Consider the following 24,734-nt stretch of genomic DNA (forward strand, 5'->3'; position numbering starts at 1 on the left):
CATGTACTATTTAGGATTAGACATAGGAAGTTCTTCTATAAAAGCAGCACTTGTTGAGGTGGCATCAGGCAAAAGCTTGGGAGTTGTGCAAGAACCCGAACAAGAAATGAGCATGTTCGCCCAAAAAAATGGATGGGCAGAACAAAAGCCAAACGATTGGTGGCAACATGCCTGTAAAGCCATCGCCAAATTGAAAAAACAGCATAACATATCAAGAACTCAAATAAAAGGCATAGGTATTTCGTACCAAATGCATGGTTTGGTTATTGTTGATAAAGATGGAAATCCACTTCGTAAAAGTATTATTTGGTGCGATAGTAGAGCCGTAGAGACAGGAAATAAGGCTTTTCAAGAAATAGGAGAAGACACATGTGCTTCAAACCTATTAAATTCTCCCGCCAATTTCACGGCTTCAAAATTAAAATGGGTAAAAGATAACGAACCTGAGGTTTATAAAAATATTTATAAGTTCATGCTCCCCGGCGATTATATTGCTTATAAATTTTCAAACAAAATAAACACTACCATTTCAGGACTGTCAGAAGGCATTTTTTGGGATTTTAAAAAAGATAACATTGCAGATTTCCTTTTAGAACATTACGGTATCGATAAAGCCTTAGTGCCCGATATTGTAGATACATTCGGCGTACAATCGGTAGTCGATGCAAAAGGTGAAGAAGAAAGTGGCGTAGCAGCAGGAACGCCTATTTATTATAGAGCAGGTGACCAGCCAAACAATGCGTTATCGTTAAACGTGTTTAACCCAGGTGAAGTAGCCGCAACAGGTGGTACATCAGGCGTGTTTTATGCTGTAACCAATAGCTTATCGGCTAAAGAAAGTGCGCGTGTAAACAATTTTGCCCATGTAAATTATACCAAAGGAGCCGATGCAAGAATAGGAAAACTGTTATGTATCAACGGCGCAGGTATCCAATACCGTTGGTTGCTCAATAATTTAGCGGTTAGTTCTTATGAAGAAATGAATGCATTGGCTTCAGAAATTCCTATTGGATCAGATGGTGTTTGTTTGATTCCATTTGGAAATGGCGCCGAACGCATGCTTAACAACAAAGAAATTGGCACTAGAATAGTTAACTTAAACCTAAACAACCACCACAAAGGGCACATGTGTCGAGCTGCTTTAGAGGGTATTGCCTTTTCGTTTGTGTATGGTATGGAAATTTTAAAATCCGATGGCATCAAACCTACCGTTATTCGTGCAGGAAACGACAATTTGTTCCGTTCAGAAATATTCGCCAATACCGTGGCAACCCTTATAGAACAAGAAATTGAAATTTACAACACCACAGGTGCTATTGGTGCCGCACGTGCCGCCAATTTGCACAAAGGCGATTTCGAAAGCTTTGGAAAGGCAATTATTGATAACGATCATGTGATGACTTTTATGCCTTTTAAAGATAAAACAGCGTATCAAGAAGCCTATAACAACTGGAAAACCGAATTAGAAATCATTCTATTTAATAGGCAATAGGCAATAGACAATAGATAATGAGTAATCCCTAACGCAAAAAGTAACACCAAATAAACAAATAAACAGATTAACAAAAAATAAAAACAATGGCATTAATAGGAAACAAAGAATACTACAAAGGTATTGGGGAGATCAAGTTTGAAGGCAAAGAATCAGACAACCCATTAGCATTTAAATACTACAACCCAGACCAAGTGGTGGCAGGCAAAACCATGAGCGAATGGTTTAAGTTTTCGGTAGCGTATTGGCATACGTTCTGCGGACAAGGAAGCGACCCATTTGGGCCAGGAACTCAAAGTTTTGAATGGGATAAATCTTCAGACGCAGTTCAAGCAGCAAAAGACAAAGCCGATGCCGCTTTTGAATTCATTACAAAAATGGGATTTGGATACTACTGCTTCCACGATTTCGATTTGATAAGAGAAGGCACCACATTTGCTGAATCAGAATCTAGATTAGCAACCATTACAGACTATTTAAAGCAAAAACAAGCAGACTCGGGCGTAAAATTACTTTGGGGAACAGCAAATTGTTTTTCAAACCCACGCTATATGAATGGTGCTTCAACCAATCCAGATTTTAATGTGGTTGCAAGAGCAGGAGGGCAAATAAAATTAGCCTTAGATGCTACGATGGCATTAAACGGAGAGAACTATGTGTTCTGGGGTGGTCGTGAAGGTTATATGACACTTTTAAATACCGATATGGGTCGTGAGTTAGACCATATGGGGCAGTTTTTGGCTATGTGTAGAGATTATGCACGTGCAAATGGTTTTAAAGGAAACTTTTTTATCGAGCCAAAACCCATGGAACCATCAAAACACCAATATGATTTTGATACAGCTACAGCGATCGGTTTCTTAAAAGAATATGGTTTGGATAAAGATTTTAAAATAAATATTGAAGTAAATCACGCTACATTAGCACAACACACTTTTCAGCATGAAATTGAAACTGCAGCAAAAGCAGGTATGTTAGGAAGTTTGGATGCCAACCGTGGCGATTACCAAAACGGATGGGATACCGACCAGTTTCCTAACAACATTCAAGAAACTACCGAAGCGATGTTGGTGTTTCTTAAAGCAGGTGGTTTGCAAGGTGGCGGTGTTAATTTTGATGCTAAAATCAGAAGAAATTCTACCGATTTAGAAGATGTGTTTTTAGCACATATTGGCGGTGCAGATACATTTGCTAGAGCGTTGTTAATTGCAGATAAAATCATCACATCTTCACCTTACGAAAAATTAAGAACTGCACGTTATGCATCATTCGATTCTGGTAAAGGAAAAGACTTTGAAAATGGTAAGTTAAACTTACAGGATTTATATAAAATAGCGCAAGAAAATGGCGAGTTACCATTAACAAGTGGGAAACAAGAGTTATTTGAAAATATAATTAACCAATATATTTAATAACCTGTTGTGCATTTTGAATTTGCGTGATCACACATAAACCAAAATGCACAACATTTTTTCGATATTTGATTATTACCAATTAAACTGAATATTTATGAAACATTACTTTTTAGCTATGCAACAATCGGTTTTGGAAAACCTGGATTGGGTTGTTTTAGGAATTTATTTCCTTGCGCTTATTGCGGTGGCCGTTTGGGTTGTTCTTCAAAAAAACAAAGACACCGAAGATTATTTTTTGGCAGGTAGAAATGTAGGATGGTTTGTAATTGGAGCGTCAATTTTCGCTTCCAATATCGGGTCCGAACACGTCGTAGGACTTGCTGGAACTGGTTTCGAATCGGGTACACCCATGGCTCATTACGAATTACACGCTTGGATAGTTTTGCTTTTAGGATGGCTGTTTTTGCCATTTTATATTAGAAGTGGCGCTTTTACCATGCCCGAGTTTTTAGAAAAACGATTTGATAGTCGGTCTCGATGGTTCTTATCATTGTTCTCATTAGTGGCTTATGTACTTACTAAAGTATCGGTAACTATCTATGCAGGTGGTATTGTGGTTTCAGAGCTTTTAGGCATTCCATTTTGGTATGGTGCTATTGGGATAGTAATTTTCACGGGTATTTATACCGTTGTGGGAGGGATGAAAGCCGTAATTTATACCGAAACACTTCAAACCATTATTTTAATTTTTGGTTCGGTCGTTATCACCTACTTAGGATTGCAAGAAGTAGGGGGTTGGGCGCAATTAAGAGAAACTGTTACTGCGGTAAGTCCGGAACATTTTAATATGTGGCGTCCTATGAACGATCCGCAATTTCCATGGACAGGCTTGCTCATAGGCGGAACGATTGTAGGGATTTGGTATTGGTGTACCGACCAATATATTGTACAGCGTACATTGGCAGCCAATAATATTAAAATAGGCAGGCGTGGAGCGATTTTTGGCGCTTATTTAAAATTACTTCCTATATTAATTTTCTTGGTACCCGGTATTATTGCATTTGCTTTAACTATACAAAATCCAGAGGTGTTTTCGGTAGAGAAAGCCGATAGGGCTTTCCCCATGTTAGTTAAAACGCTATTGCCTGTTGGTTTAAAAGGTTTGGTAGCTGGTGGATTAATGGCAGCTTTAATGAGCTCTTTGGCTTCGGTTTTCAACTCTTGTTCAACTATTTTTACTATTGATATTTATAAAAAACTGTATCCAGAAAAAACCGAAAACGTATTGGTAAGAACAGGTAAAATAGCAACTGGTTTTATTGTAGTCTTAGGTATTATTTGGATACCAATTATGGAAAAAATTGGTGGTGGTGTTATGTACCAGTACCTTCAAAATGTACAATCGTACATTGCGCCCCCAGTAACGGCGGTTTTTCTATTGGGTATTATTTGGAAACGCGTTAATTCAACAGCGGCAATTACAACTTTGTTAACAGGGTTGGTGCTTTTAATTTTAAGGTTAGGAAGTGAAATATACTATCAACCTCAAATTGTAGCAGGTGAATCGGTAGAAGGTATTGCCTATGCATTTGCAACCATTAATTTTGCGCACATGGCTATATTTATGTTTATTTTTTCGGTATTTATTTGTATTTCAGTTAGTATGATGTCGCAAGCACCTAATTATGAAACTATAAAAGGATTAGCATTTGGAACGCTTTCTGAAGAACAAAAAGCAGCTAATAAAGGTAGTTATGATACTATTGATGTTGTTTTGTCTATACTACTGGTTCTTATAGTTGTTGGCGTGCTAACATACTTCACATAGAACATATTAGCCCTAGCAGGGTTTTAAACCCTGCTAGGGCTATTTTTTATAAAACCTAATTCACTTAAAAATGATTTAGTGAGGCATACATGCCCAAATAAGTACCAACAAAACCTTTAGCTTCTTTGGTGCTTAAAATAGAAGCATCAACTTTGTCTGCTAAAAGAATCCACTCCGATTTTTCTGAAGTTTTATAATAAAAATTATATAAACCTTTGTCGCCTTCTATTCTTAAAAACAAATCAGAATCTTTTGTACTTATAACCTGTTTAGCTATAATAGTCGGCTGACTTTCGTTTAGAGATGTGGCATTTTTTTCAATAAAAACCTCTTCTTTTCCATCTTTATTTAATCGTTTTCCAATAAATAAGTAATGGTTTTCATTTTGAAAAGCTACCAAACCTACAGTTTGTAATGTGTCTGTTAAATTATATGTTACTTTGGTTGAAGCGTCAAACTGTAAATGCTGTTGTCTTCTACCAATAAACGAAAAGTTTGTTTCGGTATGGATAGATTCTTTTCTAGGTTTTATATATAAATATTTGCCATCTAATTCATGCCATTTCTCTAAAGGTGTTCTTATAAAATTCCATTTAAAATCTAGTTCACTATTTTTAAAGGCATCATGTGATATAAAATTGCCAGTTGTTGGCGCTATTTTTTCTTTTGAAGCTATTAGGTTTGGTTTTTTATTAATTATTGGTATTGGGTTGTTGCCTCCAACAATGGTTGGCCAACCATCTTTCCATGCAACAGGCATTAAAAAAGTTTCCCTACCGGTGTTGTATAAATCGTCGCCATATGGTCTGCAGCCTAGAAACACAGCCCACCAATCACCATTAGAGAGTTCTACAAAATCGGCATGACCAGTTGTTGAAATTTCATTGGGTCTTGGCGTATTTAAATGGCGTTGTGTTAGTATCGGGTTGTTTTTATAGCTATCGTAAGGTCCGTCAACATTTTTGCTTCTAAAAACGACTTCGGAATGATTGTAGCGAGTACCACCTTCAGCACAAATTAAGTAGTAATAACCATCTTTTTTAAATATGTGAGGTGCTTCAATCCAAACGGTTTTTTTTGCCATATCAGTACCACCATTTATTAGAAGTTTAGATTCACTAGCTATTTTTTTATTTTCTAAATCGTATTCAAATATATAAATAGCTCTATGTCCGTCGTGAACAGAAATATTATTTGGTGGTGGTCCGTTGTGAGTGATGTAAACTTTGCCATCCTCATCAAAGAAAATATCTGGATCTATCCCATCAACACCAGGAATGGTTATAGGATCTGACCATGGTCCAGAAGGATCTTTAGTTGTAACAATAAAATTTCCAATACCACTTACATTGGTACAAATAACATAGAATGTACCATTGTGATATCGAATAGTTGGTGCAAACATGCCTTTAGAAACACCCTGACCAGAAAAATCTCCTTGTTCTTTTCGTGTTATAACATGCCCAATTTGTTTCCAGCTTATTAGATCTGTACTTTCAAATATAGGTATTCCAGGGAAGTAGGTAAATGTAGATGTGATTAAGTAAAATTTCCCGTTTGCTGAACATATACTGGGGTCTGGATAAAAGCCAGCTAGAATTGGGTTTAAATAAGTACTGTCTGTTTTTGATACTTCTTTGAAAGCTTCATCCTTTCCTTCGTAATTAAACCAATCAAACACTGCGTATTCACTTTGCGCAATCGGTTGCTTTTTATTGGAAATTTTTTTACATGAAAAGGATAAAAGAACTAATGATAATAAAAATAATGCATTAAAAAATTTAGTCATCTTTTTCGGTTTAAATTGATGCATTAAATATAAAATATAATTTGTTTAAAAAATGTATATTTGGTTTAATTATTTTGATAAAAGGATGAAAGAGCATACCGAAGTTACTATTTACGATATAGCAGACAAGTTAAATTTAGCAACTTCAACTATTTCCAGAGCGTTAAAAGACCATCATAGTATTAGTAAAAAAACGATTGAAAAGGTTAAGAAAACGGCAAAGGAAATGGGGTATCGTCCCAATAATTTAGCGGCTAGCTTACGCAGTAAAAAAACAAAAACCATAGGTGTTTTATTACCAACTATTACGCAACCCTTCTTGTCTTCCTTAATTAGTGGCATAGAAATAGCAGCTCAAAAAGCAGGTTACAATGTGGTTATTATGCAATCTCACGATTCTTACGAGCAAGAAGTAAGCATGACCCAATCTTTATACAATAACAGAGTAAGTGGTATTATTTGCTCGTTGGCTATGGAAACCCAAGACACCTCGCATTTTCAGTTATTTATGGATAGCAATACGCCATTGGTTTTTGTGGATAGGGTGCCAAAAACCTTTAATACGTTTCGTGTGGTTATTGATAATTATGCAGCAGGCTATAAAGCAACACAGCATCTTATTTCGCAGGGATGTAAACGGATAGCCCATCTTACTGCTGGTTCGGAATTTAGTATTTATTACGAAAGAAAAAAGGGCTATTTAGATGCTTTAAAGGAAGCCAACCTTCCTATTGAAGACGATCTTATTATTAAACTTAAAGCAGTAACATACGAAGAAGCAGAAAAAGCAACCAATAAACTTCTTGATTTAAAGAATCCGCCCGATGGTATTTTTGCACCAGGTGATATTTTAGGAGTAAGCGCTATTCAATGTGCTAAAAAAAGAGGTGTTAAAGTACCCGAAGAATTGGCGGTAATAGGTTTTAACAACGACCCTATTTCACATATTATTGATCCTAATCTATCAACCATTACACATCCTGCTGAAAAAATGGGGCAAGCATCTGCCGAAATTATTTTGAAAAATTTAAAGTCTTCTAAAAGGGACGAAGTTAAAGAAATTACCTTTTTAAATACCGAAGTGTTGGTTCGGGAATCTTCAAAAAGAAATTAGATTACTTAGTTGTCTTTTTTATTTCAAAAGGTGTAGATGGCAAGCCTGCATTTGAATATAAATTTGCATTATCAGGATTGTTCGCCCAAGCATATCTAACAACCGTTGGGTTTTTAATGTTTTCGTTCCAAACTTCAACCTTATTGTTTTTAATAATAGCTTTTGCCCAAACAAAGTTGACACCATCATCTGAAATTGAAAAGCCCTTTAAATCATCCTCACCTTTAATTATTAAGTCACTTCCTTTGTTTTTAAAAGAAATAATCACCTTGTGTCCATTAAATGTCGCTTTACATGGTAACGGACTTGATGCCTGAATGGTTTTTTCGCCATAAGCCATTTTTCGTGCCAATAGTGCTAAACGCTTACCAACATCTTCTTTATTTAAAGGATGGATATCGTTCCATTCGCCTAAGTCTATCGTGACGGCCATACCTGTATTTGGAACTTTCAATGATTCTAGTTGCGATTGTCTTAATTGTGCCCAATTACTTTCTGTTGGTTCTGGGCTAGTTTCCATAAAGTTTGTTAGTTGCACAAAAAGAAAAGGGAATTTTCCTTGATGCCATTTATTTCTCCAATCGTTTATAAGTGCCGGGAGCGTTTTTGCATAGTGTTTTGGATTATGGGTATTTGACTCGCCTTGATACCATAGGACTCCTTTTATTTTTAAGTTAATTAGAGGCGCTATCATGGCGTTGTATAAACCTTCTGGTTTCCAACGAATAAATGTCGGCCCTTTTAATGGTTGCATGGTGGTTCCTAATTTATATTTCCATGTGCCTTTTAAATCGATGGTATCATTATCTACAGCTAAATAATAAGGTTTGTCCAAAACAAATCCACCCTTTCCAATGTTGTTAATAACTCGAATTGAAATAGTGTTTTTCCCTTCTTTTAAAATAGTTGATTTTACCTCATATCTACGTGGTGGATATTGGTAGCCTGTGGTTCCTACAAATTCACCATTTATATAAACAGAATCTTGGTCAACAATACGACCCAAAAATAGTTTTGCAGGTTTTCCAAGCATTGATTTTGGTACAATGATATCTTTGCTAAACCAAACAACACCATTTATGTTTCCAAGAGCGGAATCTGCCCAATAACCAGGTATTTCCATGTCATCCCAATCACTAAAATCGATGCCTGAAGGTAAATCCCAGTGATTGTAAATCCCTTTATCTTTTGAATTTAAAAGCGCATACCAATCATCACTTCTTTTTTTATCACTATTTTCAATGCGTTCTATTAAGGTGTCATTTTTATATTTTTGTACTTCTTCATAAGGCTCTGGGAAATCCTTAAGCGCATCATCGCTCAACCAAGATTCAATTGGAGAACCACCTAAAGCAGCATTGATTATTCCAATAGGAATTTGGTGCTTTTCATAAATTTCCTTAGCAAAAAAATAGGCAACACCAGAAAATTCAAGGACTGTACTAGGTGTTGCTGCAATCCAGCTACCGTCTTTAAAATCTTTTTGAGGTTCTTTAAAATTATAAGTGTCCGGAACTAAAAATTGACGAATATGGGTATTGGTAGCATTTTTTATTATAGCGCCATATTTTTCTTTTAAGCGTTCCATGGGCAGCTCCATATTTGATTGTCCGGAACACACCCAAACATCGCCAAATAAAATATCTTGAATTGTTATTTCGTTGCTTGCTTTAAAAACCATTTCAAATGGTCCGCCAGCTTTTTGGGCAGGGAGCATTATCTGCCAGTTGCCGCTGTTATCTGCTTCTGTATTATAGGTTTTGGTTTTGAAAACCAACTTGATTTTTTCATTTGGAGCAGCCCAACCCCAAACCTTTACTTTTTCGTCTCTCTGTAGAATAACACCATCACTTATTAATTTAGGAAGCTTTATTTGCCCAATTAAATTTGTGGATTGAATAATAAGGAAAACGTTAATTAAAATTTTTAGTTTGTTCATTTTTATTTAACTGTAATTATAGTTTCAGACATTTTTTGTGCTCCCAGTTCAAAGCTTCGTTTCATGGGGCTAGAACCACCAACGTAAATTTTAAATTCACCAGCTTCAATTGTTCTTGTGCCATCGTTTTTTACAATTTCGAAATCTTTGGGCGCTAATTCAAATTCCAAAGTTCTAGATTCATTGGGTTTTAAGTTGATTCGTTCTGTTTTAATAAGCTGAAAATTAGGTGCTGTAACAGATGCTTCTAAATCTGAAATATACATTTGAACCACTTCATCTGAAGTTGTTTTTCCCGAATTGGTAATGGTAACTTTTAGTTTTAAGTTGTCTTTTTTTGACATAGTTGGTGTTGTGGTTTGAATTTTCCCATATGAGAAAGTGGTGTAACTTAAACCAAAACCAAAGGGGTACATAGGATCTAGATTCATGTATTTATAGGTTCTTCCTTTCATAGAATAATCATGGTAATCGGGTAATTGGTCTAACGATTTTGGGAACGTAATTGGCAAACGACCTGAAGGTGACACATTGCCAAAAAGAATATCAGCGACGGCTGTACCACCTTCTTCGCCAGGGTACCAAACAAGTAAAACAGCATCAGCAAGTTCATGTACTTCAGCTAGATTCATAGGGCTCCCACCCGTAATAATAGCTACAATTGGTTTTTTGTCTTCGGGATTTTTATCTGCGGCTTTTCGTAATTTTCTTAAATAATCCAATTGACTTTCGGGTAAATTGTAATCCAGTCTATCACCTGCAGTTGCTGATGCCAGAGATTCGCCTTCTTCGCCTTCCAATAAACTGGAAATTCCTAACACGGCCAGTGTAACATCGCTATTACCTGCGTTTCCGCTAGCCCAATCTATAGGGTTTTTAGGCATTTCGCTTAGCATACAACCCAATCTATATTGTATTTGGCTGGCAGGATTTATGGCGTTTGCAATGCCTTCTAAAATAGTAACAAGTTTAGGATTAACACCATAATAATTTCCTAAAAGAATATCAATATTTGCTGCATTTGGACCTGTAACGAAATACTTTGACAGGTCGTTTTTAAGAGGCAAAACACCATTATTTTTTAGTAAAACCATGCTTTTAACAGCAACTTCCTTTGCTAAGGCTCTATGGGTTTCACTATTTACAACATCTATTGAAATACCATCATAAGGATTACTGCCCTTGGGGTCAAAAAGGCCTAATTTAAAGCGTGTGCGTAATAATTTAGCTAGTTGCGAGTCTATCTCTTTTTCAGTAATTAAACCTGTTTTAACGGCTTCGGGTAAGTAGCTGTAAATGCTTCCGCAATTTAAACTTATGCCACTTTTAACCGCCAAGGCTGCGGCCTCGGCTGGAGTTTTTACAATACCGTGACCGCCTTCGCTGGGCTGTTTGTAAAAGTCTTCCAAGGCACCACAATCAGTTAAAACATGGCCTTTAAACTGCCATTTATCTAGCAGTACTTCCGAAATTAAATATGTGTTAGCACAACAAGGTTCGCCATTTGTACTATTGTAGGCACACATAATAGACTCAACTTTGGCGTCAACTAACGCCTCAAATGCGGGTAAATAGGTTTCCCATAAATCTTTTTGATTAGACTCGGCATTAAATTCGTGTCTTAGTTTTTCAGGGCCGCTATGGACAGCATAGTGTTTGGCACAAGCAGCCGTTTTTAAATAATTTGGATGGTCACCTTGCAAACCTTTAACAAAAGACACTCCAATAATGCTTGTTAAATAAGGGTCTTCGCCATAAGTTTCCTGTCCGCGTCCCCAACGAGGGTCTCTAAAAATGTTAATGTTAGGCGTCCAAAATGTTAAGCCGCCATATTTTTTATAATATCCTTTTTCGCTTGCGGCATTGTACAACGCCCTTGCTTCATCTGAAATAGCCGAAGACACTCTGTATATTAAATTATCATCAAAAGTCGCACCCATTCCTATTGCTTGAGGAAAAACGGTAGCAACACAAGAGCGGCCAACCCCATGCAGTGCTTCGTTCCAATAATCATAAGGAGAGATTTTTAGGCGATCAATTCCAGAAGTGGAATTCATCATTTGGTTTGCCTTTTCTTCTAATGTTAATCTAGATATTAAATCTTGTACACGTTCATCAATAGAAAGCGATGGGTTATAAAAAGGAAACTCAAAATTGGTTGGTGGAATTTTATTGTCAACAGTGCTTATTGTCTCAGAATTGTCATTTTTACATGATACTAAAATTAGTAAAATGAAAACGGACTTATTAATAAAAATGAAAGCTGTCTTTATCATGATAGTTGGCTATTTAATTAAGTTTAAGTTGTGAACTTCTAATAAAAATACTTAAAATTATTTTTCAAAAGATTATTTATTTAATTTACGCAACCGATTGCAAATTAAAAAAAAAATTTATCTTTACACTAAATTAGTGTGAATATTATGAATTCGTTTAAACGAATTCTATGTTAATTAAAACCAATGATATGTTTAGAATGAATAATTTTTGCTTCATAATAAAGTCCATGTTAAAGAAGTATGGTTTAATATTGGTGTTGCAATTTCTGGTTTGTTTTAAATCTTATTCGAACAATGGATATAGGTTATGGTTGCAATACAGTTATATTGAAAATGAACAAATACGATCAAATTATCAATCAACTATTAAAAGAATAATTCCTTTAGGAGATTCTGAAACAATAAATGTAGGGCTAAAAGAACTTGAGTTGGGACTGAATGGCATGCTTGGTTCTGGATTTTTAGCAGATACAGAAAATATGGTAGCTAATTCCTTGATGTTTGGATCTAGAACATCTTTAAATGAAGATATTATACGCCAATTGGGAAATGCTTTTAACGAAATAAATAATGAAGGTTTCATAATTAAAACCATTTTAATTAAAGGTAAAAACCATATTGTTATTACCGGAAAAACGGATGTTGGTGTACTGTATGGTGTTTATAATTTTTTACAATTGCTGCAAACCAATAAATCCATAGAAAAGTTAAACATTATCGATTCGCCAAAACTAAAAATTCGTGTACTAAACCATTGGGATAACTTGGACAGAACTGTAGAAAGAGGTTATGCAGGTTCCTCCATTTGGGATTGGCATCGTTTACCGGATTATATAGACCAACGTTATATAGATTATGCCCGAGCCAATGCATCCATAGGGATTAATGGGACTGTTTTAAACAATGTTAACGCCAATGCCCTTATTTTAGCGCCAAAATATTTAGAAAAAGTAGAAGCATTAGCGACTGTTTTTAGACCTTACGGAATAAAAGTATATCTAACAGCACGTTTTTCGGCACCTATTGAAATTGGTGGATTAGAAACAGCCGATCCTTATGACCCAGAAGTCATTAAATGGTGGAGCGATAAAACCAAGGAAATTTACAATCGAATTCCTGATTTTGGAGGTTTTTTGGTTAAAGCAAATTCCGAAGGGCAACCAGGGCCACAAAATTACGATAGAAACCATGTTGATGGTGCCAATATGCTAGCAGGTGCGTTGGAACCATTTGGAGGTATTGTCATGTGGCGTGCCTTTGTGTATTCTGAACATGATACTACAGACAGGGCTAAACAGGCTTTTTCTGAATTTGTGCCTTATGATGGACAATTTAAAGATAATGTGCTTATTCAAGTTAAAAACGGCGCGATAGATTTTCAACCTCGCGAACCATTTCATCCTATGTTTGGAGCCATGCCTAAAACACCATTAATGATGGAGTTTCAGATTACCCAAGAATATTTAGGCTTTAGTACCCATTCTATATTTCTACCAAAATTATTTGAAGAAGTTTTAAAAGCAGATACCTATAGAGAAGGCAAAGGATCTACAGTTGCCAAGGATATTGATGGATCGCTTCATAACAAAAAACTAACCGGCATTGCTGGGGTTAGCAATATTGGTAATGCTATTAATTGGACAGGGAATACCATGCTTCAGGCCAATTGGTATGGCTTTGGAAGACTTGCCTGGAATCCTTATTTAACTTCAGAAGAGATAGCCGAGGAATGGTTGCGATTAACATTTTCTAACAACGATAATTTTGTAAAGCCCGTTAAAAATATGATGCTAAATTCTAGAGAAGCCGTAGTGAATTACATGACGCCTTTGGGCTTGCACCATATTATGGATACAGGACATCATTACGGTCCTGGGCCTTGGGTATCAAATCTTTCGCGCCCCGAATGGAATCCTGTATATTATCATAAAGCGGATTCTTTAGGAATTGGTTTTGATCGCACACCTACAGGAAGTCATGCAACCGCACAATATGCACCTGAAGTGGCTTCAAGATTCAATAATATTGAAACCTGTCCGGAAGAATATTTACTATGGTTCCATCATGTGCCATGGGATTATAAATTAAAAAATGGAGAAACACTTTGGGATGGTATGGCATTAAAATATCAAGAAGGTGTTAATGAAGTAGCAGCCATGATAAACACTTGGGAAGATATGGAACCCTATGTTGATGAAGAACGATTTAATGAAGTTAAAATGCTGTTACATATTCAATATAAAGAAGCGAAATGGTGGCGAGATGCTTGTTTGTTGTATTTCCAGCAGTTTTCGGGTAAGGAATTACCACAAGGTGTTGAAAAACCAACGAAAACTTTAGACTATTTTCAATCATTAAAATTCCCCTTTGCACCAGGAAACTAATTAAAAAATGATGTTTATAACGATACCAAAATTAATCACCAAAGCAGTATTTTTAAGCCTACTATTTTTTACATCAAATAGTATTCAAGCGGTACAACCTGAAAAATATGTTTCATCTGTAACTTCAAATGGGAGCTTTCCCTTAGCAAGTAACTCGCTTGTAGCTTCGTTTTTAATAAGTGAAAATGATTTTCCGGGTGTTAAACGGGTTGTAGGGCATCTCCAAAATGACATTCAAAATGTTACAGGTTTTGCGCCAAATATTTTTAATAGCCTGCCTGAAAACGAAGATTTTCTTGTAATTATTGGCACTTTAGGAAAAAGTAAAATTATAGATAAATTAATTAAAGAAGGAAAAATTGATGCCAATCAATTGAAAGGTAAATGGGAGAAATTCACCACTCAAATTATTGAAAACCCTTTTCATGGAATAAAAAAAGCCTTGGTTATTGCAGGTTCAGACAAGCGAGGCACGATTTACGGAATGTATGATCTTTCAAGTCAAATTGGTGTGTCGCCTTGGTATTTTTGGGCAGATGTTCCTATAAAAAAACAATCCGAATTACACGTGCTTTCTGGTATTCATACTTTGGGAGAGCCTAAAGTTAAGTACAGAGGATTTTTTATAAATGATGAAGCTCCTGCTTTAACAGGTTGGGTTTATGAAAAGTATGGCGATTTTAACGCTCAGTTCTATGACAAAGTTTTTGAACTTATACTTAGAATGAAAGGGAATTATTTATGGCCCGCCATGTGGCCGCCAAGAAAGTTTAATGTAGATGATCCTCAAAATGCTATTCTTGCAGATGAATATGGCATCGTCATGGGAACCTCACATCATGAACCTCTAACACGTGCTCATGCCGAATGGAATAAATCTGTTAGCGGAGCCTGGGATTTTAATACCAATGCAGATGGTTTAAAAGCCTTTTGGAAAGGTGGCTTGGAGCGAATGGGAACTAAAGAAAACCTGATAACCATTGGAATGCGTGGTGATGGCGATGAAGCCATGAGTGAAGAAACTGCCACAGGTTTACTTGAAATAATTGTAAAAGAGCAACGTAAAATTATTGCAGAGGTAACGGGCAAATCTGCTGAAGAAACACCACAAATATGGGCACTTTATAAAGAGGTTCAAGATTATTATGATAAAGGCATGCAAGTACCAGATGATGTTACATTGTTGCTTTGCGACGACAATTGGGGTAATCTAAGAAAGTTACCAAGTCTCGATGCAAAACCACGTAAAGGAGGTTATGGTATTTACTATCATTTTGATTATGTAGGAGGTCCTAGAAACTATAAATGGTTAAATACGAATCAAATAGAGCGTGTTTGGGAGCAAATGCATTTGGCTTACGAACATGGTGTGAACAACTTATGGATTGTAAATGTAGGTGATATTAAACCTATGGAATTTCCTATTCAATTTTTCTTTGACTATGCTTGGAATCCTGAAAAATGGCATGCCGATAATTTACAGGATTATTACATTTTATGGGCAAAAGATGTTTTTGGAGGCATTCAAACAGCTGCTATTGCAGATGTCATGAAAAAATATACCAAGTATAATGCCAGAAGAAAACATGAGTTAATAGATGCCTCAACCTACAGTTTACATCATTATAATGAAGCTAATAGGGTTGTTGACCAATATAATGCACTAGCGAAAAGGGCGCAAGCAATAAGCGACGAACTTCCTGAAATGTATAAAGATGCCTATTATCAATTGGTGCTTTTTCCAGTATTAGCAAGTGCCAACCTTAATGAACTTTATATAAGCGCCGCAAAAAACAATCTGTATGCAAAACAAGGTAGGGCATCAACAAATTTTTATGCCGATAAAGTAAAAGAGTTATTTAATAAAGACATAGAATTAACAAACTATTACCATAAAGAGGTGGCTAATGGGAAGTGGAACCATATGATGTCCCAAACCCACATTGGTTATGAAATTTGGCAGGAACCTAAGTTTAACAAGATACCAGAAACCTTTAAAATAGATGAAGCTGATGGTGCAGAAATGGGCGTTTCTATTGAAGGTTCTAAAGAATGGTGGTCTGGAACTAATGATGATGCCATACTTCCCGTTTTTGATTCTTTTAATAATCAAAAATATAGTATTGATATTTTTAACAGAGGTAAAAAAAGCTTTAATTATGAAATAAAAGCGCATGATGCTTGGGTGAAAATTTCAGAACCTAACGACACTATTGAAAACCAAAAAAGCATAAAAGTAAGTATTGATTGGGATAATGTTCCTGAAGGCATTCAAAATTCAGATATAACTATTATTGGTGCAGGAAAACAAATACCAGTTTATATAAAAGTAAACAATATAAAAAAGAGTTCTATAAAAGGATTTGTTGAAAACAATGGTTTTATGGCAATAGAAGCAGCGCATTATTCTAATAAATATGAACCTAAACCTTTTCAGTGGAAAGTAGTGGAAAATTTAGGTAAAACAGGCGATGCTGTCATTTCATTACCAATAAAGAAGGGCAGGGTAGAACTTTCAAAAAAATCACCGAAGTTATCTTATAGTTTAAATTTTCAAAACAAAGGAAAAGTAAAAGTTCACATGCATTTTTCTCCGACTATTAATTATTCAACAAGGGAAGGTATGTATTTTGGTTTATCGTTCGATAAAGAAAAACCTATTCAAATAGATTACGATTCAGATCCTTATATTTTTAATTATAATGGTAAAGTTCCTGAAAATTGGGATAGAAATGTTGCAGATAATATTAAAATCATCACCACAGAATTTAATATAAATAAAGCAGGGAATCATACTCTGAATTATTATAGAATTGATGAAGGTTTGGTACTTCAAAAAATCATTATAGAAACAGAAAACAGTAAATTAAGAGAAGTATATCTCGGACCTATTGAAAGCTAAAAAAAAGATTAAATACACCACGACGTTTAAGATTAAACTAAAGAAGTATGAAACCAATTAAATTTATATTGCTAATTTTTATTTCACTAATCATGAGTTGCAGCTCATCTGAAGATGGCCCTCAAGTAACGTCTCCAACGCCAACGCCAAAAGCGACTACATTAAAGGAAGCAGCTAATTTTCCAATAGGGAATATAGTTTCAGCGAGTAGACTTTCTAATGACAATAATTTTAAAATATTATTAAATAAAGAGTTTAATAGTATTACAGCAGAGAATGACATGAAAATGGCTTCTATGTTTACGGGTCCAAATACTTATGATTTTAGTAAAGGAGACGCCATAGTTGCATATGCAAAAGCAAATGGATTTAGAGTTCATGGGCATGCCTTAGTTTGGCATGCATCCATACCGAACTGGTTAAAAAACTATGCTGGAACCGATGCCGATTTTGAAGCCCAAGTTAAAGATTATATAAAAGCCACAGTGGCGCACTTTGCAACTTTTAAAAATTCGGAAGGAAAATCTATTGTAGAAAGTTGGGATGTAGTAAATGAGCATTTTACAAGTGATGCAGCTGCAGCTGTTTTTAATACCAGAATAGGAAGTGATTATGTGTCGAAATGCTTTATCTGGGCTCGTGAAGCCGATCCTAATGTAAAATTATTCTATAATGATTATAGCTTAGGTAGTCAAGGCTCTAAAGCTTCTCAAGTTGTAAGTATGGTAAATACATTTAAAACGACCGCAACGCCCATAGATGGTATTGGCATGCAAATGCATATAGATTATCAAAATCCAACTTTGGCAACCTTAACAGATAATTTAAACATGCTCAAAGCTACAGGATTATTAATTCACTTTTCTGAAGTAGATATGACTGTAAATAAAAACAAAGCATTAACCTCTTTAACAACTGAGCGGTCTAATGCTCAAAAAGATAGATATAAAGATATAGCGATATTATACAAAACCATTCCTGCTGCACAACAATATGGAATTACTTTTTGGGGAATGAGAGATAATGATAGTTGGTTATTAAGTTTTAACAACAACCAAAATGAATGGCCATTATTATTTGATTCAAATTATAAATACAAACCAGCTTTTACTGGTTTTCTTGAAGGGTTAAATAAATAACAAATAAAAATAATGAATACATTAAGACAAATTGCATTTATAACAACGATATTAATTACAACTTTTAGTTGTAAAGAAGTAAATACGTCTGGGGCTTCTAAAGCCATTAATCTAAAAGATGTTTATAAAGAAAATTTTTATATAGGTGTAGCCGTCAATGAAAACCAAATATTAGAAAATGATTCATTAGAAGCTACACGAATAGAAAATGAGTTTAATAGCATTACTGCTGAAAACATCATGAAATCAATGTTCATCCACCCAGTAAAAGACAGCTTTGATTTTAAATTAACCGATAAGTTTGTTGCTTTAGGAGAAAAAAATAACATGTTCATTCACGGCCATACCTTAATCTGGCATAGCCAATTATCCCCTTGGTTTACAGAAATAAAAGATAGCACAGAAATGGCCAATGCTATGGAACATCATATAAAAACTATTGTTGGCAGATACAAAGGGAAAATAAATTCTTGGGATGTTGTAAATGAAGCTTTAAATGAAGATGGCACATTAAGAAAAACCGTTTTTTTGGATGTTTTAGGTGAAGACTATTTACCATTGGCATTCAAATGGGCGTTTGAAGCAGATGCGAATACAAAGTTGTATTATAACGATTATAATATGACTAATGAAGAAAAAAGAAAAGGTGCCATTAGAATGATAAAGCGTATACAAGAAAAAGGAATAAAAGTAGATGGCATAGGTATGCAAGGTCACTGGGGTTTAGAAAAACCAAGTATTGAAGATATTGAAAAAAGCATTTTGGACTATGCGTCTTTAGGTGTAAAAGTGGCCATTACAGAACTGGATATAAATGTGTTGCCAAGTCCATGGGATTTGGTTGGTGCCGATGTGAACCAAAATTTTGAAGGCAGCAAAAAAATGAACCCTTATCCTAAAAATTTACCAGATTCCATTCAAACAAAATTCGCAAATCGATATCAAGATATTTTTAAACTATTCTTAAAGCATCAAGATAAAATTAGTAGGGTTACCTTTTGGGGTGTAAACGATGGTCAATCTTGGCTCAACGATTGGCCTATAAAAGGACGAACCAATTACCCTTTACTTTTCGATAGGGAATTGAAGCCTAAGGCTGCTTATGATAGTATTATTGCTTTAAAATTAAAATACAAATCCAACTAAAACACAAAGAATAACTAATGAATTCCACTTCGCAAAAATTATCCATCAAGGAAAAGATAGGATATAGTTTAGGTGACCTTGCTGCAAACTTGGTGTTTCAAACGTTGATAACCTATCTGGCTTATTTTTATACAGACATATATGGATTATCTCCAACACACTCATCCATAATTATGTTAGTCGTTGGATTGGTTGCGGCCTTCATTTTTAATCCAATCGTTGGAGCCATTGCCGATAGAACAAATACAAGATGGGGGAAATTTCGTCCTTGGATTTTGTGGACAGCAGTGCCACTTGGCATTATTGCTATTTTGGCATTTTCTACACCTGATTTTTCATATAAAGGTAAAGTCATATATGCCGTAGTAACTTATACACTATTATTGATATTGTATGCTGCAAACAATCTCCCTTATTCGGCACTTAGTGGTGTTATTACAGGTAACATGGCAGAAAGAAACAGTTTGTCATCCTATAGATTTGTAGCTGTTATGTTTGCTCAATTTTTTGTGCAAGTATTTATGCTTGGGATTATAAAAAGTGCAGGAGGTGGTGATAAAGCCATAGGAATAGAAAAAGTAATGACTGTATTGGCCATTGTAGGTACTATTATGCTAATTATAACCTTTTTAACAACAAAAGAACGTGTCGTTCCAAAACCTGAACAAAAATCAAGTATTAAAGAAGATTTAGGTGATTTAGTCAAAAATAAACCGTGGCTAATTATGCTATCACTTACTACGCTTGTGTTTGTTACACTTGCCATGAAAGGGGGTGCTTATGTGTATTATTTTGAAAACTATGTAGACAGAGAACAATTAGCTGTGGTTATTCATCCCATTTTAGATTTCCTATTATCAATAGGGATGGATCATTTTGGAGATGACCCAATTTCTGCGGGATTTGGATTATTTAATGCTGGTGGTATCATTTTTATGATAGTAGGCATTATGTTGTCTAAAAAACTCGCTGATACATATGGTAAAAGAGACGTGTTTGCAACATTTCTTTTTATTTCAACTTTGTTTATTCTTGCCTTTTATTTCTTTCCATCAACATCAATAATACTCATATTCGTATCTCAAATACTTCATGGGTTTTTCTACGGAATCACTATCCCAATTCTTTGGGCTATGATTGCTGATGTAGCCGATTATTCGGAATGGAAAAATAACCGTCGAGCAACAGCCATCATATTTTCTGCCATGATGGTAGGTTTAAAAGCGGGTCTAAGTATTGGGGGCGCTTTAACTACATGGTTTTTAGGATTTTTTAATTATGTGCCCAATGCACTAGAACAGCCTGATTCCGCCATTAACGGCATTAAATTACTGGTTAGTGTTTTTCCTTCTATCCCATTTTTGATTGGTGTTGGGTTATTGTTTTTCTATGAAATTAATAAAAAAATGGAGGTTGAATTAGAATGTGATTTAAAGGAAAGAAGATTAAGTGTCGTTAAATAACAAATATAAAAATATTATAATGCCAGATAAAAGTACAGAACATATTGATTTTGAAAGCTTAAGTAAAAATGCCATCTCTCAGCCTTTGGTATCCCATATATATACTGCCGATCCATCTGCTCATGTTTTTAATAATAAGATATATATATATCCTTCTCATGATATAGATGCAGGTGTTCCTTTTAATGATAATGGAGACCATTTTGGAATGGAAGATTATCATGTGATATCCATGGACAACATAAATGCCAAAGCAGTTGATAATGGTGTTGCACTACACGTAGATGATGTGCCTTGGGCAGAAAGACAAATGTGGGCACCTGATGCCGCTCATAAAAACGGGAAATACTATTTGTTTTTCCCTGCTAAGAATAAAGAAGGGATTTTTCAAATAGGCGTTGCAATAAGTGATTTCCCTACGGGACCATTTAAAGCAGAACCAAATCCTATAGTGGGCAGTTATAGTATAGATCCAGCCGTTTTTGAAGATGAAGATGGTAGTTATTACATATATTTTGGGGGAATTTGGGGCGGACAACTTCAAAAGTACCGGAACAATATATACCGTGAAGATAATGAGCTTCCTAAGCCAAATGAGCCTGCTTTATTACCTATTGTAGCAAAACTTACAGAGGATATGTTACAATTTTCCGAAGTACCGAAGGAAGTACGGATTTTAGATGCGTATGGTGAACTGTTACTGGAAGGAGACAACGAAAAACGTTTTTTTGAAGCGTCTTGGGTGCATAAATATAAGGGTAAATATTATTTTTCATATTCGACAGGAGATACGCATTTTATCTGTTATGCCATAGGCGATAGCCCTTACGGACCATTTACGTATAAAGGACGTATTTTAAACCCTGTAATAGGTTGGACGTCCCATCACTCAATTTGCGAGGTAGAAGGTAAGTGGTATTTATTTTACCATGATTCTAGCTTATCTCAAGGTGTGACGCATTTAAGGTCTATTAAGGTTAGCGAAATTAAATATAACGATGATGGTACTATTATAGCACTTAATCCTTATGACAAGAAATCTTGTTAATAAATGACAATGTAATTTAATTATAATAATTAAAAAAAGAGAGGCTAAAATATGGTCTCTCTTTTTTTTGTAAATAAAACAACCTCAAATTAAATAAACTTGAGGTTGTTTTTAAAAACTAACTAAACTAAACAAATAATGTTATTGAGCTACTAAAGCAATGTTGTCTATAAACATGGTCTCTCCAGTTTTACCCATATCTAAAGCAACTCTAGTTGCATCGGAATTTGCTGTGAATTCCCAAGTGATTTGTTGCCATTGAAGACCAAAGTTAAAATCGGGTCCATAAGAAGCTCCTCCAGATGCATTAGTAGAGAAACGCATTAAAGCATTAGTAGACTCTGCTCTATAGGACATTACAACAAGATACTTGACACCAGGAGTAGTAGCTGCCGCATTACTTACAAATTGTGTACTCCATGGATTGTTGTTGGCTCCTACAATTTTTGCAGTTCTACCTGCATAAGAATCTGATGCTGAAGCTAAAGTTATTCCAGCACCTCCATTCCATTTACCCCAACTGTCAAAATTATCACCGGTTCCTAGTTCAAAATTACCATTTTGTATTAGGTTTTCTGATGCATAAAAAATAGTTGTGGATGTAATGGTGCCAAAAGTTGTTGTAATTTCTATATCAACAGGAAGCGTTTTATTAGGAACGGTAGGGACAGTAAATACAAGTTCAGAAGTTGAAGAAGATACTACAGTTGCATTAACACCACCTACAGTAACTTGTGGGCTGTATTCTAAAAATTCACCAGTAATAGTTACATTATTTCCTGGGCCAGCAGCACTTGTAGAAACAGTGTAAATCGCAGGGATTGGTTTTTTTAAAACACCTATTTCTGTAGTTACACGATAGTTGTTTTTCATTGCTAAGGTGACTACATTCTCTCCTAGTTTTGCTGCGGTTGGAACTTCAAAAGATAACGTATTACCATCTACAGTAAAAGTTGCTTCTATCTGTCCAACAAAAACGTATTGAACTTGGTCTAGACCAGTTCCTTCAATTGTAGCGATATCTTGAACATATTGCTCAGCAGGACTCACAGACATAACCGAAACAGAACCTGTATCGTCGTTGCTGTCACAACCTACAAGGAACAAAGACGTTACCAGGGTTAACAAACCGCATAGTTTTTTCATATTGTTTTTCATATGTAAATATTTATTGTTTTTTAATGGTCATATGGTATCGCTTTATTTTCATTGGTGTTTGTGTTTCCAAATCGTGGCGATTTCATAATTTATTTTTTTATTGTTAATAACCTGTATTTTGGTCAACTCTTGCTAAGTCAACAAAGGTTTGTGGAATAGGCCATCTAAGATGTTTATCTTGAATGTTAGGCGCAGCGAGTGCATTATGTAATTTAACGCGTTCTATTAATTTACCAGTTCTCTTTAAGAAACTCCATCTTACACCTTCAAAACCTAATTCTCTAGCATGTTCTTCTATAATATCTTCCTCTGTTAAGGAAGTGAAATTGTGGCTAGAGTTGCCGTAAGCCCTTTCTCTAATGGCGTTTATAAAAGGTAAAGCTTTACCTTCTTCACCATTTCTCCAATAAGCTTCTGCAGCATTTAAATACGCATTAGAAAGTCTATATACAATTACATTTCTGTAACCATCTGCACCATCTACCAATCTTCCATACGTACCATCTTCCCATGTTTTTGTACATGCTGGATTAATGATAGCCGCATTAGCAAAGACAGATCCTCCTGGAGATAATACATATTCGGGAGTAACCGTATCACCAATTGAAAAACCAGAACCTTCTACAATTTTATCACCTGTAATATCCACATCAAATTGCCAAGTTGTTTTATGCCATGCATTTAATCTACCATCTTCATTATCAAAAAGAGAAAAATAATATGTAGAGGGTGTCATACGTCCATAAGGTCTTCCTCCCTGTTCAAATGTTCTCGCAACACCATTAACCCTATCGTATAAAGGTACCAACATCATAACCATACGGTTACGTCTGTTTAAAATAGCTGGATCAAAAACCCAAGAAAGCATAATTTCAAGATTGTTTTCTGTACCTTGTTTACCACCTTCAAGACCAAAAATACCATCTAGGGGTTGCAATGAAAACCCTCCTGTACTAATACACTCAGCAGCAGCATCACCAGCTTCTTTCCACATACCTAAATCTAGATACGCTTCAGATAAAAGGAAATTAGCCAAGCCACTTGAAGGTGTTCCAACACCAGATGTACCTGTTCTGTTTGGTAAATTTGGAATAGCAGTTGTAAGATCGTTTAAAATCAAATCGTAAATAACAGATTTGTCCTCTAAAGGCGCCTCAGAAGAAGGCTCTGATCCTGGGGGCAATACTTTTGCAATGGGAATGTTATCAAAACGTCTTACCAATTCTAAATAGCAGTAAGCCCTCATGGTTCTTGCTTGCCCTTCAAGTCTAGCAACAGTTGCTTCTTCTTGAGGAGTTACTGGCACAATAGCATTTTCAATAACACTATTACAATTTGCTATGGCTCTGTAATGATTATCCCAAATTTGAGCTACTGGTCCACTATTTGGAGAAAGATTTACATTATAAGCATTCATTGCTGGTAAACCAGCCGATGGTTCATCGTTAATATTAGTCCCTGCAAGTGATAAATCTGTGCCCGCTTGTTTATAGACAGACGTATCAGTTCCCTCATGTAAATTACGTAAGGTTTCAAAAACTTGAAACATGGTAGCCTCAAGTCCATCAATTGTATTTAATGCTTGATCTGCAGTTAATCTATCTTGAGGCTGAAGATCAATTATTTGATTATCACAACTCGTAATAATTAAGAGCAATGACATCGTTTTTAATAATGATTTAAATATTTTCATAAAAC

At 35.3% G+C, this 24,734-nt stretch carries 15 protein-coding genes; 10 read left to right on the forward strand and 5 right to left on the reverse strand.

Going from position 1 to position 24,734, the window contains the following annotated elements; all coding sequences use genetic code 11:
• Position 1 precedes the first annotated feature (1 nt).
• The 3 genes from CJ739_RS10080 (at position 2) to CJ739_RS10090 (ending at position 4,675) form a co-directional block, all read left to right on the forward strand.
• On the forward strand, positions 2–1,492 hold the full coding sequence (locus CJ739_RS10080; RefSeq protein WP_117174918.1) for a xylulokinase: 1,491 nt from the start codon (positions 2–4) through the stop codon (positions 1,490–1,492).
• Between the two features lie 86 nt (positions 1,493–1,578).
• On the forward strand, positions 1,579–2,904 hold the full coding sequence (xylA, locus tag CJ739_RS10085; RefSeq protein WP_117174920.1) for a xylose isomerase: 1,326 nt from the start codon (positions 1,579–1,581) through the stop codon (positions 2,902–2,904).
• A 97-nt stretch (positions 2,905–3,001) separates the two neighbouring features.
• Entirely contained in the window at positions 3,002–4,675 is a 1,674-nt protein-coding gene (locus CJ739_RS10090) for a sodium:solute symporter (RefSeq protein WP_236951646.1), read from the forward strand.
• Positions 4,676–4,739: 64 nt separating this feature from the next.
• On the opposite strand, the gene CJ739_RS10095 is transcribed toward CJ739_RS10090, so the two are convergent.
• Entirely contained in the window at positions 4,740–6,464 is a 1,725-nt protein-coding gene (locus CJ739_RS10095; RefSeq protein WP_162880185.1) for a glycoside hydrolase family 43 protein, read from the reverse strand.
• Positions 6,465–6,516: 52 nt separating this feature from the next.
• Between CJ739_RS10095 and CJ739_RS10100 the strand changes: the two genes are divergently transcribed.
• Positions 6,517–7,578, forward strand: a complete 1,062-nt coding sequence (locus CJ739_RS10100; protein WP_409446051.1) for a LacI family DNA-binding transcriptional regulator — start codon at positions 6,517–6,519, stop codon at positions 7,576–7,578.
• A gap of 1 nt (position 7,579) precedes the next feature.
• Here the strand turns inward: CJ739_RS10100 and CJ739_RS10105 are convergent, their stop codons facing one another.
• Positions 7,580–9,517 (reverse strand): sialate O-acetylesterase, encoded by a 1,938-nt coding sequence (locus tag CJ739_RS10105; RefSeq protein ID WP_117174925.1) that lies wholly within the window; start codon positions 9,515–9,517, stop codon positions 7,580–7,582.
• Between the two features lie 2 nt (positions 9,518–9,519).
• A complete protein-coding gene (locus CJ739_RS10110; RefSeq protein ID WP_117174927.1) occupies positions 9,520–11,793 on the reverse strand; it encodes a glycoside hydrolase family 3 C-terminal domain-containing protein in 2,274 nt (757 codons plus the stop codon).
• A 230-nt stretch (positions 11,794–12,023) separates the two neighbouring features.
• Between CJ739_RS10110 and CJ739_RS10115 the strand changes: the two genes are divergently transcribed.
• From CJ739_RS10115 to CJ739_RS10140, 6 genes are read left to right on the forward strand one after another with little or no spacing between them, the layout of a single operon-like run.
• Complete coding sequence (locus tag CJ739_RS10115) at positions 12,024–14,180, forward strand: alpha-glucuronidase family glycosyl hydrolase (RefSeq protein WP_205419398.1); 2,157 nt, start codon at positions 12,024–12,026, stop codon at positions 14,178–14,180.
• A 7-nt stretch (positions 14,181–14,187) separates the two neighbouring features.
• Positions 14,188–17,082, forward strand: coding sequence for a glycosyl hydrolase 115 family protein (locus CJ739_RS10120; RefSeq protein WP_117174929.1), 2,895 nt, complete (start codon positions 14,188–14,190; stop codon positions 17,080–17,082).
• Between the two features lie 47 nt (positions 17,083–17,129).
• Positions 17,130–18,221 carry an endo-1,4-beta-xylanase gene (locus tag CJ739_RS10125; RefSeq protein WP_117174931.1) on the forward strand — a complete coding sequence of 364 codons (1,092 nt, stop codon included), beginning with the start codon at positions 17,130–17,132 and terminating at the stop codon, positions 18,219–18,221.
• Between the two features lie 12 nt (positions 18,222–18,233).
• On the forward strand, positions 18,234–19,367 hold the full coding sequence (locus tag CJ739_RS10130; RefSeq protein WP_117174933.1) for an endo-1,4-beta-xylanase: 1,134 nt from the start codon (positions 18,234–18,236) through the stop codon (positions 19,365–19,367).
• A gap of 17 nt (positions 19,368–19,384) precedes the next feature.
• Complete coding sequence (locus tag CJ739_RS10135; RefSeq protein WP_117174935.1) at positions 19,385–20,830, forward strand: MFS transporter; 1,446 nt, start codon at positions 19,385–19,387, stop codon at positions 20,828–20,830.
• A 19-nt stretch (positions 20,831–20,849) separates the two neighbouring features.
• On the forward strand, positions 20,850–21,878 hold the full coding sequence (locus tag CJ739_RS10140) for a glycoside hydrolase family 43 protein (protein ID WP_117178905.1): 1,029 nt from the start codon (positions 20,850–20,852) through the stop codon (positions 21,876–21,878).
• 141 nt (positions 21,879–22,019) lie between these two features.
• Here the strand turns inward: CJ739_RS10140 and CJ739_RS10145 are convergent, their stop codons facing one another.
• Complete coding sequence (locus CJ739_RS10145; RefSeq protein ID WP_162880186.1) at positions 22,020–23,024, reverse strand: IPT/TIG domain-containing protein; 1,005 nt, start codon at positions 23,022–23,024, stop codon at positions 22,020–22,022.
• A gap of 115 nt (positions 23,025–23,139) precedes the next feature.
• Positions 23,140–24,729: a RagB/SusD family nutrient uptake outer membrane protein gene (locus CJ739_RS10150; protein WP_117174939.1), complete on the reverse strand. Its 1,590-nt coding sequence runs from the start codon at positions 24,727–24,729 to the stop codon at positions 23,140–23,142.
• Positions 24,730–24,734 lie beyond the last annotated feature (5 nt).

The organism is Mariniflexile sp. TRM1-10, assembly GCF_003425985.1.
Classification (GTDB): Bacteria; Bacteroidota; Bacteroidia; order Flavobacteriales; family Flavobacteriaceae; genus Mariniflexile.

Excerpts from the sequence above, each read along its gene's own strand:
- CJ739_RS10110 (WP_117174927.1), bottom strand. The coding sequence starts at position 11,793 with ATGATAAAGACAGCTTTCATTTTTATTAATAAGTCCGTTTTCATTTTA.
- CJ739_RS10145 (WP_162880186.1), bottom strand. The coding sequence starts at position 23,024 with ATGAAAAAACTATGCGGTTTGTTAACCCTGGTAACGTCTTTGTTCCTT.
- CJ739_RS10095 (WP_162880185.1), bottom strand. The coding sequence starts at position 6,464 with ATGACTAAATTTTTTAATGCATTATTTTTATTATCATTAGTTCTTTTA.
- CJ739_RS10120 (WP_117174929.1), top strand. The coding sequence starts at position 14,188 with ATGATGTTTATAACGATACCAAAATTAATCACCAAAGCAGTATTTTTA.
- xylA (WP_117174920.1), top strand. The coding sequence starts at position 1,579 with ATGGCATTAATAGGAAACAAAGAATACTACAAAGGTATTGGGGAGATC.
- CJ739_RS10100 (WP_409446051.1), top strand. The coding sequence starts at position 6,517 with ATGTATATTTGGTTTAATTATTTTGATAAAAGGATGAAAGAGCATACC.
- CJ739_RS10080 (WP_117174918.1), top strand. The coding sequence starts at position 2 with ATGTACTATTTAGGATTAGACATAGGAAGTTCTTCTATAAAAGCAGCA.
- CJ739_RS10105 (WP_117174925.1), bottom strand. The coding sequence starts at position 9,517 with ATGAACAAACTAAAAATTTTAATTAACGTTTTCCTTATTATTCAATCC.
- CJ739_RS10125 (WP_117174931.1), top strand. The coding sequence starts at position 17,130 with ATGAAACCAATTAAATTTATATTGCTAATTTTTATTTCACTAATCATG.
- CJ739_RS10130 (WP_117174933.1), top strand. The coding sequence starts at position 18,234 with ATGAATACATTAAGACAAATTGCATTTATAACAACGATATTAATTACA.
- CJ739_RS10135 (WP_117174935.1), top strand. The coding sequence starts at position 19,385 with ATGAATTCCACTTCGCAAAAATTATCCATCAAGGAAAAGATAGGATAT.
- CJ739_RS10140 (WP_117178905.1), top strand. The coding sequence starts at position 20,850 with ATGCCAGATAAAAGTACAGAACATATTGATTTTGAAAGCTTAAGTAAA.
- CJ739_RS10090 (WP_236951646.1), top strand. The coding sequence starts at position 3,002 with ATGAAACATTACTTTTTAGCTATGCAACAATCGGTTTTGGAAAACCTG.
- CJ739_RS10115 (WP_205419398.1), top strand. The coding sequence starts at position 12,024 with ATGTTAAAGAAGTATGGTTTAATATTGGTGTTGCAATTTCTGGTTTGT.
- CJ739_RS10150 (WP_117174939.1), bottom strand. The coding sequence starts at position 24,729 with ATGAAAATATTTAAATCATTATTAAAAACGATGTCATTGCTCTTAATT.